This window comes from Polaromonas sp., from assembly GCF_012927455.1.
Lineage (GTDB): Bacteria > Pseudomonadota > Gammaproteobacteria > Burkholderiales > Burkholderiaceae_C > Polaromonas.
In genome coordinates this window covers 454,473-473,890 of the sequence record NZ_JABBPE010000015.1, presented here as the reverse complement: position 1 = coordinate 473,890, position 19,418 = coordinate 454,473, and the positions used below count along the sequence as shown (strand labels likewise).

16 protein-coding genes are annotated in these 19,418 nt (G+C 60.5%); 7 read left to right on the top strand and 9 right to left on the bottom strand.

What is annotated here, in order from left to right:
• Positions 1 to 145 precede the first annotated feature (145 nt).
• The 3 genes from HHJ18_RS14345 to HHJ18_RS14335 are packed head-to-tail and all read right to left on the bottom strand — an operon-like array spanning position 146 to position 2,385.
• Positions 146 to 862, bottom strand: a complete 717-nt coding sequence (locus HHJ18_RS14345) for a nitroreductase (RefSeq protein WP_296916634.1) — start codon at positions 860 to 862, stop codon at positions 146 to 148.
• A 44-nt stretch (positions 863 to 906) separates the two neighbouring features.
• A complete protein-coding gene (locus HHJ18_RS14340) occupies positions 907 to 1,359 on the bottom strand; it encodes a thioesterase family protein (RefSeq protein WP_296916342.1) in 453 nt (150 codons plus the stop codon).
• 48 nt (positions 1,360 to 1,407) lie between these two features.
• Positions 1,408 to 2,385, bottom strand: a complete 978-nt coding sequence (locus tag HHJ18_RS14335; protein ID WP_296916340.1) for a histone deacetylase — start codon at positions 2,383 to 2,385, stop codon at positions 1,408 to 1,410.
• A gap of 205 nt (positions 2,386 to 2,590) precedes the next feature.
• Here HHJ18_RS14335 and phaP point away from each other — a divergent pair, with 205 nt between their 5' ends.
• The gene (gene phaP / locus HHJ18_RS14330; RefSeq protein ID WP_296916339.1) at positions 2,591 to 3,133 is read left to right on the top strand and encodes a TIGR01841 family phasin; all 543 of its coding nucleotides are present in this window, start codon (positions 2,591 to 2,593) and stop codon (positions 3,131 to 3,133) included.
• A gap of 246 nt (positions 3,134 to 3,379) precedes the next feature.
• On the opposite strand, the gene HHJ18_RS14325 is transcribed toward phaP, so the two are convergent.
• Complete coding sequence (locus HHJ18_RS14325) at positions 3,380 to 4,258, bottom strand: patatin-like phospholipase family protein (protein WP_296916632.1); 879 nt, start codon at positions 4,256 to 4,258, stop codon at positions 3,380 to 3,382.
• A gap of 178 nt (positions 4,259 to 4,436) precedes the next feature.
• Here HHJ18_RS14325 and HHJ18_RS14320 point away from each other — a divergent pair, with 178 nt between their 5' ends.
• From HHJ18_RS14320 to ggt, 3 genes are all read left to right on the top strand, one after another.
• Entirely contained in the window at positions 4,437 to 5,495 is a 1,059-nt protein-coding gene (locus HHJ18_RS14320) for an extracellular solute-binding protein (RefSeq protein ID WP_296916337.1), read from the top strand.
• Between the two features lie 170 nt (positions 5,496 to 5,665).
• The gene (locus tag HHJ18_RS14315; protein WP_296916335.1) at positions 5,666 to 6,433 is read left to right on the top strand and encodes a 3-hydroxyacyl-CoA dehydrogenase; all 768 of its coding nucleotides are present in this window, start codon (positions 5,666 to 5,668) and stop codon (positions 6,431 to 6,433) included.
• Positions 6,434 to 6,648: 215 nt separating this feature from the next.
• Complete coding sequence (gene ggt / locus HHJ18_RS14310) at positions 6,649 to 8,505, top strand: gamma-glutamyltransferase (RefSeq protein ID WP_296916333.1); 1,857 nt, start codon at positions 6,649 to 6,651, stop codon at positions 8,503 to 8,505.
• A gap of 244 nt (positions 8,506 to 8,749) precedes the next feature.
• Here ggt and HHJ18_RS14305 read toward each other — a convergent pair whose 3' ends face one another.
• The 4 genes from HHJ18_RS14305 to HHJ18_RS14290 form a co-directional block, all read right to left on the bottom strand.
• Positions 8,750 to 9,649 carry a YihY/virulence factor BrkB family protein gene (locus HHJ18_RS14305; RefSeq protein ID WP_296916331.1) on the bottom strand — a complete coding sequence of 300 codons (900 nt, stop codon included), beginning with the start codon at positions 9,647 to 9,649 and terminating at the stop codon, positions 8,750 to 8,752.
• A 160-nt stretch (positions 9,650 to 9,809) separates the two neighbouring features.
• A complete protein-coding gene (locus tag HHJ18_RS14300) occupies positions 9,810 to 11,465 on the bottom strand; it encodes an acyl-CoA synthetase (RefSeq protein ID WP_296916329.1) in 1,656 nt (551 codons plus the stop codon).
• Between the two features lie 216 nt (positions 11,466 to 11,681).
• A complete protein-coding gene (locus HHJ18_RS14295) occupies positions 11,682 to 11,891 on the bottom strand; it encodes a hypothetical protein (RefSeq protein WP_296916327.1) in 210 nt (69 codons plus the stop codon).
• 252 nt (positions 11,892 to 12,143) lie between these two features.
• Positions 12,144 to 13,655 (bottom strand): hypothetical protein, encoded by a 1,512-nt coding sequence (locus HHJ18_RS14290; RefSeq protein WP_296916326.1) that lies wholly within the window; start codon positions 13,653 to 13,655, stop codon positions 12,144 to 12,146.
• A gap of 368 nt (positions 13,656 to 14,023) precedes the next feature.
• Between HHJ18_RS14290 and dnaG the strand changes: the two genes are divergently transcribed.
• The gene (gene dnaG / locus HHJ18_RS14285; RefSeq protein ID WP_296916324.1) at positions 14,024 to 16,042 is read left to right on the top strand and encodes a DNA primase; all 2,019 of its coding nucleotides are present in this window, start codon (positions 14,024 to 14,026) and stop codon (positions 16,040 to 16,042) included.
• 318 nt (positions 16,043 to 16,360) lie between these two features.
• Here dnaG and HHJ18_RS14280 read toward each other — a convergent pair whose 3' ends face one another.
• Entirely contained in the window at positions 16,361 to 16,663 is a 303-nt protein-coding gene (locus HHJ18_RS14280; RefSeq protein WP_296916322.1) for a hypothetical protein, read from the bottom strand.
• On the opposite strand from HHJ18_RS14280, the gene rpoD reads away from it, so the two are divergent.
• Positions 16,662 to 18,887, top strand: a complete 2,226-nt coding sequence (gene rpoD, locus HHJ18_RS14275) for an RNA polymerase sigma factor RpoD (protein ID WP_296916320.1) — start codon at positions 16,662 to 16,664, stop codon at positions 18,885 to 18,887. The two genes, HHJ18_RS14280 and rpoD, sit on opposite strands and share 2 nt — an antisense overlap.
• 243 nt (positions 18,888 to 19,130) lie before the next feature.
• Positions 19,131 to 19,400: a hypothetical protein gene (locus HHJ18_RS14270; RefSeq protein ID WP_296916318.1), complete on the top strand. Its 270-nt coding sequence runs from the start codon at positions 19,131 to 19,133 to the stop codon at positions 19,398 to 19,400.
• The last annotated feature ends 18 nt before the right edge of the window (positions 19,401 to 19,418 follow it).

Genomic DNA, 19,418 nt, shown 5'->3' with positions numbered 1-19,418 from the left:
CGACCCGCTGGCAAAAAAATCATGGCCTGCAATGAACAGAGCGTCGAGCGTGGACACCAGCGGCCGCCGCGCCGGGCCGCCCCAAGCAAGGCCAGCCCCCTCGGGCGGCAGCGCATTACACGCAGTGAAAAGCGTGGGGGTCTCATCAATCCAGCCATTTGGTGAATTCCGCTGCGCTCACACGCGGGGTACAAAAAGTATTGACCAGCGCCGTTTCGTCGGCAAAGCCCAGCGACATGCCGCAAACCAGCATCTCATCGGCACCGGCACCGATGTGCGGCAGGATGATTTTGGCAAAGCCGTTCCAGGCCGCCTGCGGGCAGGTATGCAGACCATGGCTGCGCGCGGCCACCATGATGTTTTGCAAAAACATGCCGTAGTCCATCAGCGAACCGCGGCCCATGACCCGGTCAATCGTGAACATCAGGCCCACCGGCGCGTCAAAAAAGCGAAAGTTGCGCTGGTGCTGCGCGTGCATCTTGTCCTTGTCGCCCTTGGTGATGCCTAACAAGCCGTACAGGCTCCAGCCGTTTTCCCGGCGCCTGTCGATGTAAGGAGAGACCCATTTTTCAGGGTAGTAGTCGTATTCTTCCCGGTGCTCGGCGGCCAGCGCCGGGTTGGCGCGCAGCGCGTCGTGGGCCTGACAGACCTTGGCGACCAGCGCATCCTTGCTGGCGCCCTGCAGCACATAGGCTTTCCACGGCTGAGTATTGGTGCCCGAGGGAGCTCGGCTCGCCACTTCCAGCAGCCGCTCGAGGGTGGCGCGAGGCACAACCGTAGGCAGAAATTGCCGCGTCGACTGGCGGCTTTCTATCGCCTGCTCGACCGGGTTGGTGGCCTCGTTGCGGAAGGCTTCACCCACCGGATGGGGGGCCACTGAGGGCGGGGCAGCGGAAGAGGCTTGGTTCACTTCAGGGTCTCCAAAACAGCAAGTAATTCGGGGGGCAAGGCGGCCGGGCGGCGCGTGGCGCGATCGACATACACATGAATGAAATGGCCTTTGGCCGCGCAGGGCTGGTCTTGATCGGCCGCAAACAAGGCCACTTCATAACGCACGCTGGACGAACCCAGCTGCGCCACGCGAATGCCCGCGACCACCGGCTCGGGAAAAGCCAGCGGCGCAAAGTAGTTGCACTGGGTTTCAACCACCAGACCGATCACGCCACTGGCCTGAGGGCCAAGCAACTGCAGTGCGCCGCGCTCGATTAACAGGCCGTTGACGGCGGTGTCAAACCAGCTGTAGTAAACGACATTGTTGACATGCCCGTAGATATCGTTGTCGGACCAGCGCGTGCCGATGTTGCGAAAAGCCTTGTACGCGCTGCGAGGTTCGGCTCGGGGTCGGGTGGACGATGTCATGAGGGTGTATTTTGCCAGTCCGCAGTTGATGCCGTGGGGCGTGAGCTACTACGCTGGCCCGTTCCAGTGTTGCCAGCGTTGCCAATATTCCAGCGCCACCCGCCAGGTGTTCATCTGCACCTGCACGGTGTCGTCAATATTCACCCCGTAGCCGCCCGCCATGGCAAAGGCCAGCGGGATGCGGCGCTGCCAGGCCCAGTCAAAGACGCGGCGGTCGCGCGCCTCCAGCCCGTCAAATGTCAAGGCCAGACGCCCCAGGCGGTCACCCTCAAAGGGGTCGGCGCCCGCCAGAAACAGCACCAGCCCGGGCTCAAAGCGCCGCTCCAGTTCATCGAGCGCCTGCTCCAGTGCCTGCAAATACGGCGCATCGGTGCAGCCATCGGGCAATTCGACATCCAGGTCACTGGCTTCCTTGTGGAAGGGGAAATTTTTTTGGCCGTGCAGCGACAACGTAAAGACGCTGGGGTCACGGGAAAAAATGCTGGCCGTGCCGTTGCCTTGATGCACGTCCAGATCAATTACGGCAACCTGCAAGGCCTGGCGCCTTTGTTGATGCGCCCTGCCCCATTCCGTCTGCATCAGCCGGGCCGCCACGGCCGAGTCGTTGAACACACAAAAACCGCTGCCCTTGTGCGCATACGCATGGTGCGTGCCACCTGCCATATTGGCCGCGATGCCTTCCGGCTTTGACCCTTCAGCCAGGCCCGCAGTCAGGCCCAAAGCCAGCCGCGCCGCTGCCACGGTGGCGCCGGCTGAGCGGCGCGCCCGCTCGGCCATGCCCGGGCTCCAGGGAAAGCCGATTTCGCGCTGTGCGGGAGCCGGCAGCGTGCCGCGCGAGATGGCCTCTATATAAAAGGGCGTGTGCACCAGCGCAAGTTCGCCGTCGCTGGCGGCGGGAGCCGGGGCGATGCGCACTTGCGGTAGTTCCCGTACCACGCGGTCGCGTAGCAGTGCGTACTTGCCCATCGGAAAGCGGTGCCCGGGCGGCAGCGGCAGGACGAAGTTGTCGGCGTAAAAAGCTTGCACGGTGAACCTGTTATGAGGAAAAAGGTCAAAACAAAAAAAGAAAAGCCAATGCCGGCGCCAATTAGGGGGTCACTTCTAAAATGCTGCACTGCAGCAAAAAACATTTGCAATGGTATGAACAGGCGGTATAATTCATCCATGTTGCAGTGCAGCAATTCAGCGCAACGCAACTATTCTCGTTTACAACCTATTTGGAGATTTTTATATGCTGACCGCTGAACAAGTTATGGCCGCCCACAAAGCCAACATCGAAACCCTGTTTGGTTTGACCCAAAAAGCTTTTGAAGGCGTTGAAAAGCTGGTCGAACTTAACGTGCAAGCCACCAAGGCCGCCTTGGCTGAAACCGCCAACCACGCTCAAGCCGTGATGGCCGTCAAAGACGCGCAAGAGCTGATGGCCCTGCAAGCTGGCATGGTTCAGCCGCTGGCTGAAAAAACCGCCGCTTACAGCCGTCACCTGTATGACATCGCTACCGCTGCTAGTGCCGACATCAACAAGACCTTTGAAGGCCAGGCTGCTGAAGCACAAAAGAAATTGGTTAGCCTGGTTGATAACGCTTCCAGCAATGCACCTGCCGGCTCTGAAACCGCAGTGGCCATGATGAAAAGCGCCGTGACTGCTGCCAACACCGCTTACGAGTCGGTGCAGAAAGTTGTCAAGCAAGCCAGCGACATGGCCGAAACGAATTTCAACAACGCCACTGCCTCCGCAGTGAACGCTTCCAAAAGCGTTGCCAAAAAGCGTTAATTTGCATTGATCGGTGCGGCACCTTTGGGTGTCACCCTGTTCAGGGAGCTCGCTACAAAATCCTGCTTGAATGAGCCGGATTTTCAAAAAATGCAGTTGTCTCCTCGGGTCCTTCCAGAAATTCAGTTTCACGGACCCGCTTAAAGCCCGATCGCAAGATTGGGCTTTTTTTTCGTCTAATTAGCCTCTAGCCCAATCAGAACAGGCTTAGGCAGGTATCAAAAACAGAGCACACCAGCACGCTCGTTAGCGCGCCAGCGCGACTCCGGTTGCCAGCCTGGCCTTAAGCGCGGGCAGCGCCGCCAGCATAGCCGCCCGACCGGCGTCTATGGCGCGTTGCCGGGCCGAGAAGTCGGCACTCTTCAATCCAACCAGCGAAGGCCTCACCACAATATCGGCGTCCTTCAATTCATACTGGTTGATGCTTTTGCCCATGATGGCGAAAGTCTGCAACAGGATCTGCAGCGTGCCATCAGACGGATTGCCTTCGGGCGGACTGGAGATATCGACGGCAATCACCAGATCGGCGCCCATTTGCCGCGCGAAACGCACCGGCACCGGCGACACCAGGCCGCCATCGACATATTCGTGGCCATTCACCTTGACTGGCACAAACACCGCCGGCACGGCACTCGATGCGCGCACCGCCGTGCCGGTATCGCCGCGCTGGAACAGCACGGCTTGCCCGCTGTTCAGATCAGTTGCCACAATGCCGAGCGGAATCGCCATGTTTTCAATCAGCCGGCCCGCCACCAGGTCGTTGACATAGCGCGCCAGCGCCTCGCCGCGAAACATGCCGCGGCCGAAAATGGGCAGCATCCAGTCGGTGATGGCGACCTCTTCCATGTTGAGCGCAGTCTGCTGCAACTGGGCGCTGCTCTTGCCGCTGGCGTAAAGCGCCGCCACCAGGCTGCCGGCCGAGGTGCCGACGACCAGCTGCGGCTTGAGCCCGGCTTCTTCGAGCACGGCAATCACGCCGACATGGGCAAAACCGCGCGCCGCGCCGCCGCCCAGCGCCAGGCCGATTTTTAGCGGTTTTTTGACGGCGGTTGCGGCTGGAGCGGCCAGGACGGAAGCCCGGTCAGCCGGTGGCGAAGCGCAACCCGCCAGCAACCAGGCGGGCAAGACCAGCAGACAGAGCGCGCGCCGCACCGGCTGCCGGCTGCGGATGGCCAGCAATTGGGCCGCCAAAGCGCTGGCCGCCCCTTCACATGCGCTAAAAAGTAACACTGCCTCCAACTTATTGCGAATAGTTCGCGTTTGCATTACACTCATTTCACACCAACTTTTCAGGGTTTTCAACATGTTCAAAAAAGCTCCGTCATTGACTTGTCTTGCGCTGGCTTCCGCAGCCTTGCTGGGCAGCGTGGGCAGCGCCAGCGCCCAGGAACAGGTTGTCAACCTGTATTCTGCACGCCACTACCAGACCGACGAAGCGATGTACAGCGACTTCACCAAAGCCACCGGCATCAAGGTGAACCGCGTGGACGCCGACGACGCAGGCATTTTGGCGCGACTGAAAGCCGAAGGTGCTGCCTCCCCCGCCGACGTGATTTTGCTGGTCGATGCGGCCCGCCTCGGTAAGGGCGATGTAGAGGGTCTGTTCAAGCCCATCAAGTCGCCGCTGCTGGAAGCCGCCATTCCGGTCCGGCTGCGCGCCAAGGCATCTGCCGAGGGCACGACCTGGTTCGGCTTTTCCACCCGCGCGCGCGTGGTGGTGTACGACAAGGCCAGGGTCCCGAAGGCCAACGTGGACACCTACGAAGAGTTGGCCGACCCGAAAAACAAGGGGCTGCTGTGCACCCGCTCGGGCTCGCACCCCTACAACCTTTCGCTGTTTGGCGCTGTCACCGAGCATCTGGGCGAAGCCAAGGCCGAGCAGTGGCTCAAGGGCCTGGTGACCAACATGGCGCGCGACCCCAAGGGCGGCGATACCGACCAGATCAAGGCGGTGGCCAGCGGCGAATGCGGCGTGGCGCTGACCAACACCTACTACCTGGCGCGCCTCATGCGCTCCAATGCGCCTGAAGACAAAGCGGTGGCTGAAAAAGTCGGCGTGGTGTTTCCCAACCAGCAAAGCTGGGGCACACATGTGAACATTGCCGGCGCCGCGGTCGCCAAAAATGCCAAGAACACAGCCAACGCCGTCAAGTTCATGGAATACATGGCCAGCCCGGAGGCGCAAAACTATTTCGCCAACGGCAACAACGAATGGCCCGCCGTCGCCAGCGTGAAAGTCAGCAACCCGGCCTTGCAGGCCATGACGGACGATGGCTTCAAGACAGAAACCATCCCCATCAGCGCGGTCGCGGCGAACCAGCTGAAAGTGCAGCAGATGCTTGATCGCGTGGGCTACAAGTAAACCGCAAAGCTTGCTAAAAAGGCCGGCCATCGCAAGAGGGCCGGCCTTTTTCATGGGCGATAATTAATGCTCAAACTGACGTAGACATTGACGCTGAGGTTAGCGCCAATTTCATCAGTTTCGTCGCTTCGTTTTTTTGACTTTCAACCCTCTACATCAAGGAACACCCCATGGAAATCGCAGGCAAGGTATTTATCGTCACCGGTGGCGCATCAGGGCTGGGCGAAGGCACGGCGCGCATGCTGGTCGCCAACGGCGCCAAGGTGGTGATTGCCGACATGCAGGTTGAAAAAGGCGAAGCCATTGCCAAGGACCTCGGCGAAGGCAAAGCCGCTTTCGTGAAATGCGACGTCAGCCAGGAGGCCGACGGTCAAGCCGTGGTGGCCAAGGCCGTGTCCATGGGCAAGTTGATGGGTCTGGTCAATTGCGCCGGCATTGCACCGGCCGAAAAAACGGTCGGTAAAAGCGGCGCGCACACGCTGGCAACCTTCACCAAAACCATCACCGTCAATCTGGTGGGCAGCTTCAATATGATCCGCTTGTCCGCAGAGGCCATGAGCAAGAACGAGCCCGAAGCTACCGGCGAGCGCGGCGTGCTGATTTCCACCGCTTCGGTGGCGGCCTATGACGGGCAAATGGGCCAGGCCGCCTACAGCGCATCCAAGGGCGGCGTGGTTGGCATGACGCTGCCGATTGCCCGCGATCTGGCGCGCAACGGCATCCGCAACATGACGATTGCCCCCGGCATCTTCGGCACGCCGATGATGTTTGGCATGCCGCAAGAGGTGCAGGACTCGCTGGCCGCGTCGGTGCCCTTCCCTTCGCGCCTCGGTACGCCACAAGACTATGCCAAGCTGGCCAAGCACATCTTTGAAAACGACATGCTCAATGGCGAAGTGATTCGCCTGGACGGCGCGATTCGCCTGGCACCACGCTAAGGCCTCAAGACTTTCAAGCCATCAGCAACAAGCGCCGCCGGCAACGGGCGGCGCTTTTTTTTGCTCTTTTTTTGATAGCTGCTTGCGCCCGCCCCTATTGGTCTAGAGGCCAAAATGACCAATAAACAGCACAAACAGCGTAAATAGCACGGCAATCTTCTCAGACCACGCTGCCGCGCGTACCATGGCTGCTCATAACTTCTTGAGGAGATTGCATGAAACGCCTGTTGACCTCTGTTGCCCTTGCCGCCTTGCTGGCGGCCTGCGCCAATTCCCCCCCAAGCCAGTTTGCGTACAACGCGCCCACGCAGCAGCCTGAAGGTTCTTCCGGCTTCACGCCCAAGCCCGGTTGGTCCGCGACAAAGTTTGCTGTCGCTGCGGCCAACCCGCTGGCAACCGACGCGGGCTACCAGATCCTCAAAGCCGGCGGTTCGGCGATTGACGCGGCCATTGCGGTGCAAATGGTGCTGACCCTGGTGGAGCCGCAATCGAGCGGAATCGGCGGCGGTGCGTTCCTGCTGCATTCGAGTGGCAGCAAGGTAGAAGCCTTTGATGGCCGCGAAACGGCTCCGGCAGCCGCCGATGAAAAACTGTTTCTGGGCGCTGATGGCAAGCCCATGGCGTTTTACGACGGCGTGGTCGGTGGCCGCTCGGTCGGCACGCCCGGCACGGTGCGCGTGCTGGAAATGGCGCACAAGCAATACGGCAAGCTGCCGTGGGCGCAACTTTTTGCGCCCGCCATCCAACTGGCCGACAACGGTTTCAAGGTCAGCGCGCGACTCAATACATTGCTCAAGGATGAAAAATACCTTAAGAACGACAGCACCGCCGCCGCCTACTTCTACAAAGCCGACGGCACACCGGTCGATGTAGCTGCGACCTTGCGCAACCCGGCGCTGGCCGACGTGCTGCGACAAATTGCCAGCAAAGGCTCGAGCGCGCTGATGACCGGTCCGGTCGCCCAAGCCATCGTCACCAAGGTGCAAAGCCACCCGACCAACCCGGGCAAGCTGGCGCTGAGCGATCTGGCCAGCTACCAGGCAAAAAAGCGCGAACCGATCTGTGCCGACTACAGCGCAAATTCGAAGGCTTACCGCCTGTGCGGCATGCCGCCGCCGAGCTCGGGGGCGATTGCCGTCGGGCAGATCCTGGGGATTTTGAACAACACGCCCGCAGCCACGCTGCCGCTGGCAAGCGGCATCGGCGGCGTTCCCGGCACCACCAGCCCCGCACCGTCAGCCGACTGGCTGCATCTGTACACCGAAGCCTCGCGCCTGGCCTTTGCCGACCGTGCCCAATACCTAGGCGATCCCGACTTTGTGACGCCGCCCGGCGGCAGCTGGATGACTTTGCTGGACCCGGGCTACCTGAAGGAGCGCGCCAAGCTGATTCAGGTCGCCGGCCCGAGCATGAAGACCGCCAAGCCCGGCGATCCCAGCGTCATCAAAACGTCCTATGCGCCGATGCCGGAGCAGCCCGAACACGGCACCTCGCACATCAGCATCGTTGACAGTTTTGGCAATGCGATTGCCATGACGACGACGATTGAAGACCAATTCGGCTCGCGCCTGATGACCGATGGCGGCACCGGCAAGGCGGGCGGATTTTTGCTGAACAACGAGCTGACCGACTTCAGTTTTGCGCCTAGCGACGCCGACGGCAATCCGGTGGCCAACCGCGTTCAGTCCGGCAAGCGGCCGCGCTCGTCGATGTCGCCCACGCTGGTGTTTGACAAAGCCAGCGGCCAGCTCGTCATGAGTGGCGGCAGCCCGGGCGGCGCGCTGATCATCCACTTCACCGCCAAAACGATTTACGGCGTGCTGAACTGGGGCCTGATGCCGCAGCAGGCGATTGACCTGCCCAACTTCGCATCGACGAACGGCCCCTCCATGCTGGAGGAGAAACGTTTTCCGCCGGCCACCGTTGAAGCCTTGCGCACGCGCGGTGCCGAGGTGCGCGAGGTGCCTATGACCAGCGGCCTGCAGGCGATCACGCGGGGCCAGGCGCACGGCACGCCGTTGTGGCTGGGCGGCGCCGACCCGCGGCGCGAAGGGTTAGTGATGGGGGATTGAGGTAGCGGTGCGGATATTTCCTCTCGAGTAGTCCCCTAGGGCGGCTTGTCGCAGCGTGGGCAGACAGCAGCTGTTACAAGCGCCTATGCCGGGTTACGCCTTCGACTAACCCGACCTGCTTGGGATCGACGCATCGGCGCTAAAAAATGGAAAAATCCGGCTTATAGCCGTACAGGACGGGCGCTAGCAGCTATGATTGTAATAGCACTCAGCGCCCTTCTTCAAGTCAGAGCAAGGTGCGCGGCTAATCTGTCCGCATCGCCGGGACCGGCGCATCCGGCGCAACGAGGCCGATGCGCTCGTATTCCGAGATCACCTGCGCGCCCAGCAGCAGCAGCGTGGCGGCGATTTCCAGGCTGAGCAAAACCACAATGGCGGTGGTCAGCGAGCCATACACCAGACCGACCTGCGACAGCGAGGCAAAGTACCAAAGCAGGAGATGGCGCGTCAGCTCCCAAAGCAGTGCCGCAGTAACGCCGCCAATCAGCGCGTGGCGCAGCCGCAGCTTGCCGACCGGCATCACCATGTAAACCGAGGTCAGCATGAAGATCTCACCCACCAGCCCGAGCAGGTACAGCAAGGCACCGGAAAAGCCGCTAAGCGACCAGCTGTAGCCCAAAAATTCGATGGTTTTGTCGCCCAGCGCCTTGAAGCTGCCCGAGACCAGCGTGACCAGCAGCAAACCCACGCCCAGCGACAGGATGTAGCAGTAGGGCAGCACCGCGGACACCAAAAAATGGCGGCGCCGAACGGCCACGCGGTGCAAAAACACCACCGACATGGCGTTTTCAAGCACAGTGAAGGCCAGCGAGCTAAAAAACAGCATGGTTGCCAGCAGCACCCAGCCCAGCACTTCGCGATGCGCCAGAAAGTTTTTAAGCTCGCCCACAATAAAGCCTGATTGCCCGGGCGCCAGCCAGCCGATGTAGCGGCCGAGTGCTTCGAGCAGCGCCGCTTGGTCAATCACATGCGACAGCGCAATGGCAATCAGAATCAGCAGCGGAATGAGGGACAGCAAGGCGTAATACGCCACCGCCCCGGCCAGCAGCAGCCCCTGGTTGGCGCGAAAGCCCTTGAGTACCTGCAGCGCGAAGGCGCCCGGATGCGCCAGCACGTAAGCAGCATGCCGCCCTATGGTGAACATGATGAAATTTTTTTATTCATGATTAAAAGTGCTTGTAGCCCAATGAATACGGGCGCAAGCAGCTATGTTTTTAATAGCAAATTAGCCATCCGTCAAGGGCATAACCGCCTCATTGCGCCTTATTGGGCCTCATTGCATTTCAGAAAAACAGCTTAGCCCATCAGACGTCAATCGCTGCCGCCGAACCGGCCTGCTTGCGCAACTCAAACTTCTGGATCTTGCCGGTCGAGGTTTTGGGCAGCTCGCCAAACACCACGGCGCGCGGCACCTTGAAGCCGGCCAGGTGTTTTTTGCAGTGCGCCACGATGTCCTGCTCGGTGCAGGTCGCGCCCGCCTTCAACTCGACAAAGGCGCAGGGGGTTTCGCCCCACTTGGCGTCGGCCCTGGCCACCACGGCGGCGGCTAACACGTCGGGGTGCCGATACAGCACGTCTTCAACCTCGATCGAGGAAATGTTTTCGCCGCCGGAGATGATGATGTCTTTGCTGCGGTCCTTGATCTTGATGTAGCCGTCGGGGTACATCACGGCCAGGTCGCCGCTGTGAAACCAGCCGCCAGCAAAAGATTCTTCGGTCGCCTTGGCGTTTTTCAGGTAGCCCTTCATCGCTATATTGCCTTTGAACATGATTTCGCCCATGGTCTCGCCGTCAGGCGGCACCGGCTGCAGGGTCAGTGAATCGAGCACGCGCACATCGCGCTCCAGGTGGTAGCGCACGCCCTGGCGCGCGTTGAGGCGGGCGCGCTCGCCGATGTCCAGCGCCTCCCAGCCGTCTTGCTTGGCGCAGACGGTGGCCGGGCCATAGACCTCGGTCAGGCCATAGACATGAGTTAACTCGAAGCCCAGCGCCTCCATGCCCTCGATCATGGAGGCGGGTGGCGCCGCACCGGCCACCATGGCCTTGACACCGGCTGGCAGGCCCTGCTTCATGGCGTCAGGCGCATTGACCAGCACGCTGTGCACGATGGGTGCGGCGCAATAGTGGGTGACGCCGTGCTGGCGAATCGCGTCAAAAATCGCCTTCGCCTCGACCCTGCGCAGGCACACGTTGACACCGGCGCGCGCCGCCACCGTCCACGGGAAACACCAGCCATTGCAGTGAAACATCGGCAGCGTCCACAGGTACACCGAATGCTTGGGCATGTCCCATTCGAGGATGTTGGACACGGCATTGAGCGCCGCGCCGCGGTGGTGATAGACCACGCCCTTGGGGTTGCCGGTGGTGCCACTGGTGTAGTTCAGCGCAATCGCGTCCCATTCGTCGGCCGGCAACTGCCAGGCAAAGCCGGCGTCGCCGCTGGCCAAAAACTCGTCGTAACTGATGCTGCCGATGCGCTGCAGCGGGCCGGTATAGAGCGCGTCTTCCACATCAATCACCAGCAAGGGCGTGCTGGACTTGCGCAGGCTCAGGGCTTTTTGCATGATGCCGGCAAACTCCGGGTCGACGATGACGACTTTGGCCTCGCCGTGGTCCAGCATGAAGGCAATCGTTTCGGCGTCGAGCCGGGTGTTCAGCGCATTAAGCACCGCACCCGTCACTGGAATGCCGAAATGGGCTTCGACCATGGGCGGCGTGTTGGGCAGCATCACCGCCACGGTGTCGCCCTTGCCAATTCCGCGCTGCTGCAGCGCACTGGCCAATTGGCGGCAGCGCGTGAAAACCTCGGCCCAGCTGCGGCGCAAGTCGCCGTGCACCACGGCCAGCCGGTTCGGGTAGACCTCGGCGCTGCGTTCAATGAAGGACAGCGGCGACAGCGCGGCGTAATTTGCCTCGGTGCGCGGCAGGTCCTGGTCAAAAATGCTGGAAGTGGCGGACATCAGGGGTCTCCGGTAGTTTTTCGAGTGTCTGTGCAGCCATATTAGCCCCGTAACGTTTCTACCGGCGGCCCCCGAATCGCTGGTCAAAACTTTGTCGCGACGCCGCGATGCACTGATTCACGGACTGGAAATTTCGCGGGCCACGCTCAAACGCTTTCTGGAGGTGCTGCGCGACCGCATGAATGTGCCGGTGGTGTACCAGCGTGATTCAAACACCTACGCATTCTCGGTGCGGCGCAGAGCAAGGTGCCCAGCCGTTTCTTTGAACGGGTGGACCTGGCCCTGACGCATCGGCGCAGGCTTCAGGTCACCTACTTCACGCGCAGTCGCAACGAGGTTGAGCGGAACGTCAAGCTTGCGCCATGACGCGACCGCCGCGCCGGGCTTGGCAGCGCTGGGTGAAAAGCTGTCGTTTTGTGCCGCCATCAACGTCGTGTAAAAAAACAGGAATCGCAACCAGCTTTGACGGAGCCGGTGGCGCTAACGACGCGGGTAGCGCTGGCGACGGCGGAACAAGGTTGTTGGGCATGGCGCCAGCACATACCGGCTGGGGCTCAAAGCATGGGCCATCCCACGCATGAATGCAGTAGATGTGTCGCTATACTTTTAATAGCTGCCAGCGCAGGTATTACCTGGGCTAGAGCCCTGTTTCGTGCCTGAAAAAGCACCCAAACAGGCTTACACCCGGTCGCGGTGCGAGATTTCGACCACCAGTGCGCGTGCAGCCAGTGCGGCGACCAGTTGCTCGGCGCTGGCGCGGTTTTTGGCGTCAAGGTTGGCGTCCCACTCGTCGAGCAGGTACACGCGGGCCTGCGTGCGGCTGGCAATTTCTGCGAGGGATCTGAGCTGTCGTTCGCCCGAAGAAAATCCGGCGTAGTTGCCGGTGCCCACCGGTGCTTCTTCCACCGCGTCGTCTGTCTCGTCCGTTGACCGCACAGCGGCAAACGCAAACGCCAGCTTGTCGCTGGTGGGCCAGTAAAACGCCTCCACGCCAAGCCGGCCTTTCAGCGCCGCCAGCAGGGTTGACTTGCCGGAGCCGTTGCTTCCGCGCACCAGCAGGCGACCCTGCGGCCGGGCCTGCACCAGGGCCAGTGCCTCGTCCACGCTGGCGCACGGCAGACGGGCGGTGCCGTCGTGCAGCGCCACGCCGTCAAACCGGATGCGCTGGTCAAAGCCGGTATCTGCCTGGGGTCGCATGGCCTGGCAGGCGCCGCCCATGCGGGTCCAGACGGCCAGCAAGTCGTTCCAGCCCGACGCCAGGCCATGCAGATTGAAAGACAGGTCGATCTGGCGTGGCAGCGTGGCGGCCAGCCCGATCAGCAGGCCGGTATCCGTTACGTTGCGACCAGCCACCCAGGCGAGATAGCTGAACACCGCCACCAGCGCAAAAATTCCGGACACCGCCGCGATCCCCTCGCGCGCCAGAATGGCGCGAATCTGCGCACCGAGCGCATCGCGCAGGCGTGCCTTGAAGCCGGCGTGCCAGAGTCTGAAGTTGTAGCGATTGCCGGTGGTGATGTTGTCCCAGGCGGTATAGGTGTGGGCCGTCATGCGGTTGGTGGTGCGCTGCTGGTTGAGGTAGGCAGCGGCCACGGGCCGGCGAACGGCCCATTGCACCAGCAGCAACACCACAAACACCGCTGCATAAACGCCCGGCAGTCCCACGTCAATGGCCACGCCAAGCACGATGGCATTGAAGATCAGGCCGAAAAACAGCTTCAGATCGGCTTCAAGTTCATAGGTCAGCTCGAAGAAAATGTGGAAGGTTTCGTTGGTAAGAAACGGTTCGGCGCGTTCGCGTTCGCCTTTGTCGGTCAGCAGTGCGGGGCTGTGGCGGTTGTCGCGCGCAAAACGCAGCATGTAGCGGCCGTACGCACCGAAACCGGCGCGCTCAGCAAAAATCCAGCTGACCGCACCCAAGACGTAAGACGCTGACTGGGCCACGACGATCCAGACGAAATCGGAAATCAGAAAGTCCTGCTCGGCCACATCGCGCCCGGCCGCAATGATGAGCGCGGTGGTGGTGGCCGCCAGCGCGGCTTCCACCACCAGCAAGGCCAGCATCCAGTAGAACGGCGCGCACAGTAAAAAACGCAGGAAATCGCGATGCCGGTAGGCCGCAGCGAGCGTTACCGGAACAATCGAAAGTGGCGTGGCGGTCGGTGGCGAGGAGTCGGAAACAGGTGTCATGGCTCAAAAAGTTACGGCACAGTGTACTTTTTGTTGATGCCTGTCAACGCAGGGGTGAGACGCTCCGTTATGGATTGACTTGGCATGTTGCGGATCTCTGCAGCGGGGCAAGGAGGCGGTTCGGGGTTTGTCGCAAACCCGAATATTGTTTTAATTTTAAAAACGGGAAATCGATCATGATGAACGCAACCAGCAAACCAAAAAAGAGCAAAAAGCCCGTCAAGAAGATGCCTGCCAAGTAATTGGTGGTCTTCACTGACGAAAAGCCCGCGTAAAAGCGGGTTTTTTTTCGTCCCGACTGTTCTGCGCCCGGTCATCCGCGCCTACCGCCCAACAAAAGCGCGCCGCTTATCGGTGAAAATGAACAGGTGGCTATCCCCTCATCATTCATTCAGGAACTGCTCGCGCGGGCCGACATTGTCGACATCGTGGGCCGCCACGTGCAGCTTAAAAAGGGCGGCGCCAATTTCATGGGCCTTTGCCCTTTTCATGGTGAAAAATCACCGTCGTTCAGCGTCAGCCCCTCCAAGCAGTTCTACCATTGCTTTGGCTGCGGCGTCAGTGGCGACGCGATCAAGTTCCTGACCGAACACGCCGGCATGACATTTATCGAGGCGGTGAAGGATCTGGCCCAGCAATACGGCTTGCAGGTGCCTGACGACGATGTCTCCCCGCAAGACCGGGCCAAGGCAGCGCAGGCGCGCGAGCAGCAGGCTACGCTGACCAGCGTGCTCGAAAAAGCCGCTACTGCTTACATCAAGCAGCTGCGCGGCTCCGAGCGAGCCATTGAGTACTTCAAGGGACGCGGGCTATCGGGCAAAATTGCCAAAACCTTCGGCTTGGGTTACGCACCGCAGGGCTGGCGCAACCTGGCCAGCGTATTTCCTGACTACAACGACGCACTGCTGGTGGAAAGCGGGCTGGTCATCACGGGCGAGGCGGACGACGACACCGCTGGCGCCGGCGCCGCCGAGGCCAAGCGCTACGACCGCTTTCGCGACCGGGTGATGTTCCCTATCCGCAACGTCAAGGGTGACTGCATAGGGTTTGGCGGCCGCGTGCTGGGCGATGACAAGCCCAAGTACCTGAACTCGCCCGAAACCCCGGTGTTCAGCAAGGGCCGCGAGCTGTACGGCCTGTTCGAGGCGCGCACTGCCCTGCGCGAGCACGGCTACGCGCTCGTCACCGAGGGCTATATGGACGTGGTGGCGCTGGCCCAGCTGGGCTTTGCCAACGCCGTCGCCACGCTGGGCACAGCCTGCACGGCCGAGCATGTGCAAAAGCTGTTTCGCTTCACCGATTCGGTGGTCTTCAGCTTTGACGGCGACAGCGCCGGACGCCGCGCGGCGCGCAAGGCGCTGGACGTCGCCCTGCCCTTTGCCAGCGACGTGCGCACCGTCAAGTTTTTGTTTTTGCCGGCCGAGCACGATCCGGACAGCTATATCCGCGAGCACGGAAAGGACGGCTTTGCCGCCTATGTCAGCAAAGCCGTGCCTTTGAGCCGTTTTTTACTGGAAGCGGCGGCAGAGGGCTGCGACCTGGACACCGCCGAAGGCCGCGCCCACATGGCCAGCAACGCCAGACCGCTGTGGAGCCTGCTGCCCGATGGCGCGCTCAAGCCCCAGTTGCTGGCCGAGATTGCCGACCGGGTGCTGATTGACAGCCGTGAACTGCTGCAGCTGTGGCAACCGGCTGCCTTGGGGCACAAAAATAGCTATAAAAAAAATAGCAGCTCACGCCCGTCAGGCAAGGGCTACAGGCCTGAATTGCCTCCAATTTCGGGACAAAGCCGGGATTCTGCCGAATTTGCCGCTTATCCCGTTCATCCGGGCGATCAGCGCGAGGAATCTGATTACGCATCGTCCGAGCCGCATTTCCCACCGCCTGCGGACTCGGCGCGCAGCTTTGGCCGGCTATCGGCCAGCGCCGGCCGGGCACCGCGTCGCGTGGCCGGTCGCATTTTGCCGGCCAGCCGGGAAGACCGGGTGCTCAGGCTGCTGCTGATCGAGCCGCAAAGCTGGGACCGGCTTGGCACCGATGAGCACCAGTTGCTGCTGGCGTTGCCGGCGCCGCATGGGCCGTTGCTGGTTTGGCTGGAAAGCCAGCTGCACGAGCACGGGCAGCAGCCCTGGGCGGCCCTGCGTGAAGGCCTGCGCGGTCACGCGCATGAACATTACGCAGTCGCCCAGCTGGCGCAAATCCCCGAAGGCGTGCAGCCGGATTGGGACGAAATGCGCGCCATCCTGCGGCAACTGCTGGATTTGAAACTCGCCCAGGAAAAAGCCGAGCTGGCCGCGCGCGCCGCCACCGACCCGGCCGCCCTGCAGCGTCTGCGCGAATTGATCGAGCAATCCAGGATCCAAAAAACGGCCGAAAAGCCGGCATAAAGCGTGCACTAAGCAGGCGGCAAGCGGGCAAAAAACCAGGTCAAATGGTATAATCCTATCTTTTACGGCTAGCGCGACAGCAATACCTCCGGCACCGGCCCCCGACACCCAAGGGAACTCACACACGAGACGGCCACCTCCCGCAAGGACTGCATACCAAATGTTCGCCCAAACAGCTCGCCCGAAAAACAATTCTTTGCGTGAAATCATTCGCGCCTTAGCGCTTAGTTGCGTTCAGGCGTTCCGGTGTCTTTGCATGGGTTGTTTGCAACCGTCTCGTTTTGAGTTCTGAATCTTTGTTGCTCGTGCTTTTGACTGCTAGTCGGGGTGCTGGTCACAATTTTTGCAGGTTTGTTGACTGGTCGCCGACCAGTATTTAAACCAGTTGCCGATCTCTGGAGGTCCCATGCCTACTGCCAAGCTCACCAAGTCCGCCATGTTGCTCAAAGCAGCACCCAAACCGGTGTCCAAGACGGAAGCGAGAACAGCGCCGAAAACGAGCACAAAACCCACTGAACCCACTGGAAAGCCCGCTGTCAAGCCGCTTGTAAAGAATTCAAAGCTTGAAAAAGCCGGAAAACCCGTCATATCCATTCCATCCCGGACCCAGGCTGCTCCCATGAGCCAAGTCCTTGCGAAATCTGCCATGCCCCTGAAGAAAGTTCCTGCCGTGCCCACTAAGTCCAGTCCTGAAGCCAAGCCTGTTGCCGCTGTCGCCTCTACCGCCGTCTCCGACGTGCCGGTAAAAAAGAAAGCCGGCCGGCCGCCGAAAAACCCAGCAGACGCCGACAGCGCAGCCGCAACGGCTGGTGCCAAACGCGGCCGCAAGCCCAAAGCCGCCGACAAGGGCGAAGGCGACGAGGACCTGTCGGACGTGGTAGCGGAATTTGCCGAAGAACCCGCAGTGGAGACCACTGAAAAGGTCAAGCCGCTGCGCATGAAGATCAGCAAGGCCAAAGAGCGCGCCTTGATGAAGGAATTCGGCCTGGACGAAACCGTTCTGTCGGAAGAAGACATTCTCAAGCGCCGCCTGCGCCTGAAAACCCTGATCAAGCTCGGTAAAACCCGCGGCTACCTGACGCACGGCGAAATTTCCGACCACCTGCCCGACAAGCTGGTAGATGCCGAGACGCTGGAAGTCGTCGTCAACATGCTCAACGACATGGGCGTGGCCGTCTACGAGCAGGCCCCTGACGTTGAAACCCTGCTGCTGAACAACACCGGCCCAACCGTTGCCACCGAAGAAGAGGCTGAAGAGGAAGCCGAAGCTGCGCTGTCCACCGTCGACAGCGAGTTTGGCCGCACCACCGACCCGGTCCGCATGTACATGCGTGAGATGGGCACGGTCGAGCTCTTGACGCGCGAAGGCGAGATCGAGATTGCCAAGCGCATCGAGGGCGGCCTCATGCGCATGATGGAAGCCATCTCGGAAAGCCCTGCCACGATTGCCGAGATCATGCGGCTGGGCGAGGAAATCCGCGAAGGCAAGATCGTTATTTCAACCGTGGTCGACGGCTTTTCCAACCCCAACGAGGCCGACGACTATGTGGCCGAGGAAGACTTTGACGAGTTCGACGAAGAAGACGATGACGACGGCAAGGGCGGCTCCAAGGCGCTGACCAAGAAGCTTGAAGAGCTCAAGAAGGAAGCGCTCAGCCGGTTCGACAAAATTGCCCTGCTGTTCGAAAAAGTCCACAAGACTTACGACAAGGAAGGCTACGGCACACCGACCTACACCAAGACGCAAAAATCCCTCAGCGACGAGCTGATGACGGTGCGCTTTACCGCCAAGACCATTGAAAAGCTGTGCGACCTGCTGCGCGCACAAGTGCTGGACGTGCGCAAGAAAGAGCGCGAACTGCGCCGCATCATCGTCGAGAAATGCGGTATGCCGCAGGAAACCTTTGTCAAAGACTTTCCGCCTAATCTGCTCAACCTCAAGTGGGTCGAAAAGCAGGTGGCGTCCGGCAAACCGTGGTCTACCGTCATGGCGCGCAACATTCCGCCCATCCAGGAATTGCAGACCAAGCTGGCTGAGTTGCAGGCGCGCGTCGTGGTGCCGCTGGGGCAGTTGAAGGACATCAACAAGCGCATGAACGAAGGCGAGACCAACTCGCGCGATGCCAAGAAGGAAATGATCGAGGCCAACTTGCGCCTGGTCATTTCGATTGCAAAAAAATACACCAACCGCGGCTTGCAGTTCCTGGACTTGATCCAGGAAGGCAACATCGGCTTGATGAAGGCGGTGGACAAGTTTGAATACCGTCGCGGCTACAAATTCTCTACCTACGCCACCTGGTGGATTCGTCAGGCGATTACGCGCTCCATCGCCGATCAAGCCCGCACCATCCGCATCCCGGTGCACATGATCGAAACCATCAACAAGATGAACCGTCTGTCTCGCCAGCACTTGCAGGAGTTTGGCTTTGAGCCCGACGCCAGCATCCTGGCCGAGAAGATGGAAATTCCTGAAGAGAAAATCCGCAAGATCATGAAGATTGCCAAAGAGCCGATCTCCATGGAAACACCGATTGGCGACGACGACGATTCGCACCTGGGTGACTTCATCGAGGACGGCGCCAACACCGCACCGCTGGAAGCGGCGATGCAGGCCGGCCTGCGCGATGTGGTCAAAGACATCCTCGACAGCCTGACGCCGCGCGAAGCCAAAGTGCTGCGCATGCGTTTCGGCATCGAGATGTCCACCGATCACACACTCGAGGAAGTCGGCAAGCAGTTTGATGTAACGCGTGAGCGGATTCGCCAGATTGAAGCCAAGGCGCTGCGCAAGCTCAAGCACCCTAGCCGCTCGGACAAGCTGCGCAGCTTTATCGATACGCTGTAACAAGCGCTGCGCCGCCAAGCGGCCACCATCCGTTCCTCGGGTGGTGGCCGCTTTTTTTTGGGGCGGACGCTTGGCGGTATCAGGGCTGCATGCTGATGAAAAAATAGGTCTTTTCTGCCTCCAGCCGATATCCTGCGCGTGCCAGCAGCTATATTTTTGATAGCGTTAAAAAAAGCGCTGCTACACACGCTGCAGCGGCACCGAAAAGCCACGCGCCACCGCCGGCCACGCCATCATGGCCTGATGCCAGTGCTGCACATGCGGGAAATCGGCCAAGGCAACCTCGTGCCGTTCGTGGGCCAGACCTACCCCAGAATGGCGAAATTGGCAATCGACAGCGTGCCGGCAAAGTTGGCGTGTTCGGCCAAGCGGCTGGCCATCACGCCGTACTGGCGACGGGACTACTTTAGAAATATCGACGACATGCACGCGTCAATAGATGTATGGAATATTTCAAATATATATCCGAATTCTGAAACTGTAATTTTTATTTGCTTACACATTGTTACGTAAATGCGCAATTCGGCCTAT

What these genes read in the sequence shown, in the direction of transcription:
- HHJ18_RS14340 (WP_296916342.1), bottom strand. Translation starts at nt 1,359, where the DNA reads ATGACATCGTCCACCCGACCCCGAGCCGAACCTCGCAGCGCGTACAAG.
- phaP (WP_296916339.1), top strand. Translation starts at nt 2,591, where the DNA reads ATGCTGACCGCTGAACAAGTTATGGCCGCCCACAAAGCCAACATCGAA.
- HHJ18_RS14320 (WP_296916337.1), top strand. Translation starts at nt 4,437, where the DNA reads ATGTTCAAAAAAGCTCCGTCATTGACTTGTCTTGCGCTGGCTTCCGCA.
- HHJ18_RS14315 (WP_296916335.1), top strand. Translation starts at nt 5,666, where the DNA reads ATGGAAATCGCAGGCAAGGTATTTATCGTCACCGGTGGCGCATCAGGG.
- ggt (WP_296916333.1), top strand. Translation starts at nt 6,649, where the DNA reads ATGAAACGCCTGTTGACCTCTGTTGCCCTTGCCGCCTTGCTGGCGGCC.
- HHJ18_RS14305 (WP_296916331.1), bottom strand. Translation starts at nt 9,649, where the DNA reads ATGTTCACCATAGGGCGGCATGCTGCTTACGTGCTGGCGCATCCGGGC.
- HHJ18_RS14300 (WP_296916329.1), bottom strand. Translation starts at nt 11,465, where the DNA reads ATGTCCGCCACTTCCAGCATTTTTGACCAGGACCTGCCGCGCACCGAG.
- HHJ18_RS14295 (WP_296916327.1), bottom strand. Translation starts at nt 11,891, where the DNA reads ATGGCGGCACAAAACGACAGCTTTTCACCCAGCGCTGCCAAGCCCGGC.
- HHJ18_RS14290 (WP_296916326.1), bottom strand. Translation starts at nt 13,655, where the DNA reads ATGACACCTGTTTCCGACTCCTCGCCACCGACCGCCACGCCACTTTCG.
- rpoD (WP_296916320.1), top strand. Translation starts at nt 16,662, where the DNA reads ATGAGCCAAGTCCTTGCGAAATCTGCCATGCCCCTGAAGAAAGTTCCT.
- HHJ18_RS14280 (WP_296916322.1), bottom strand. Translation starts at nt 16,663, where the DNA reads ATGGGAGCAGCCTGGGTCCGGGATGGAATGGATATGACGGGTTTTCCG.
- HHJ18_RS14270 (WP_296916318.1), top strand. Translation starts at nt 19,131, where the DNA reads ATGCCAGTGCTGCACATGCGGGAAATCGGCCAAGGCAACCTCGTGCCG.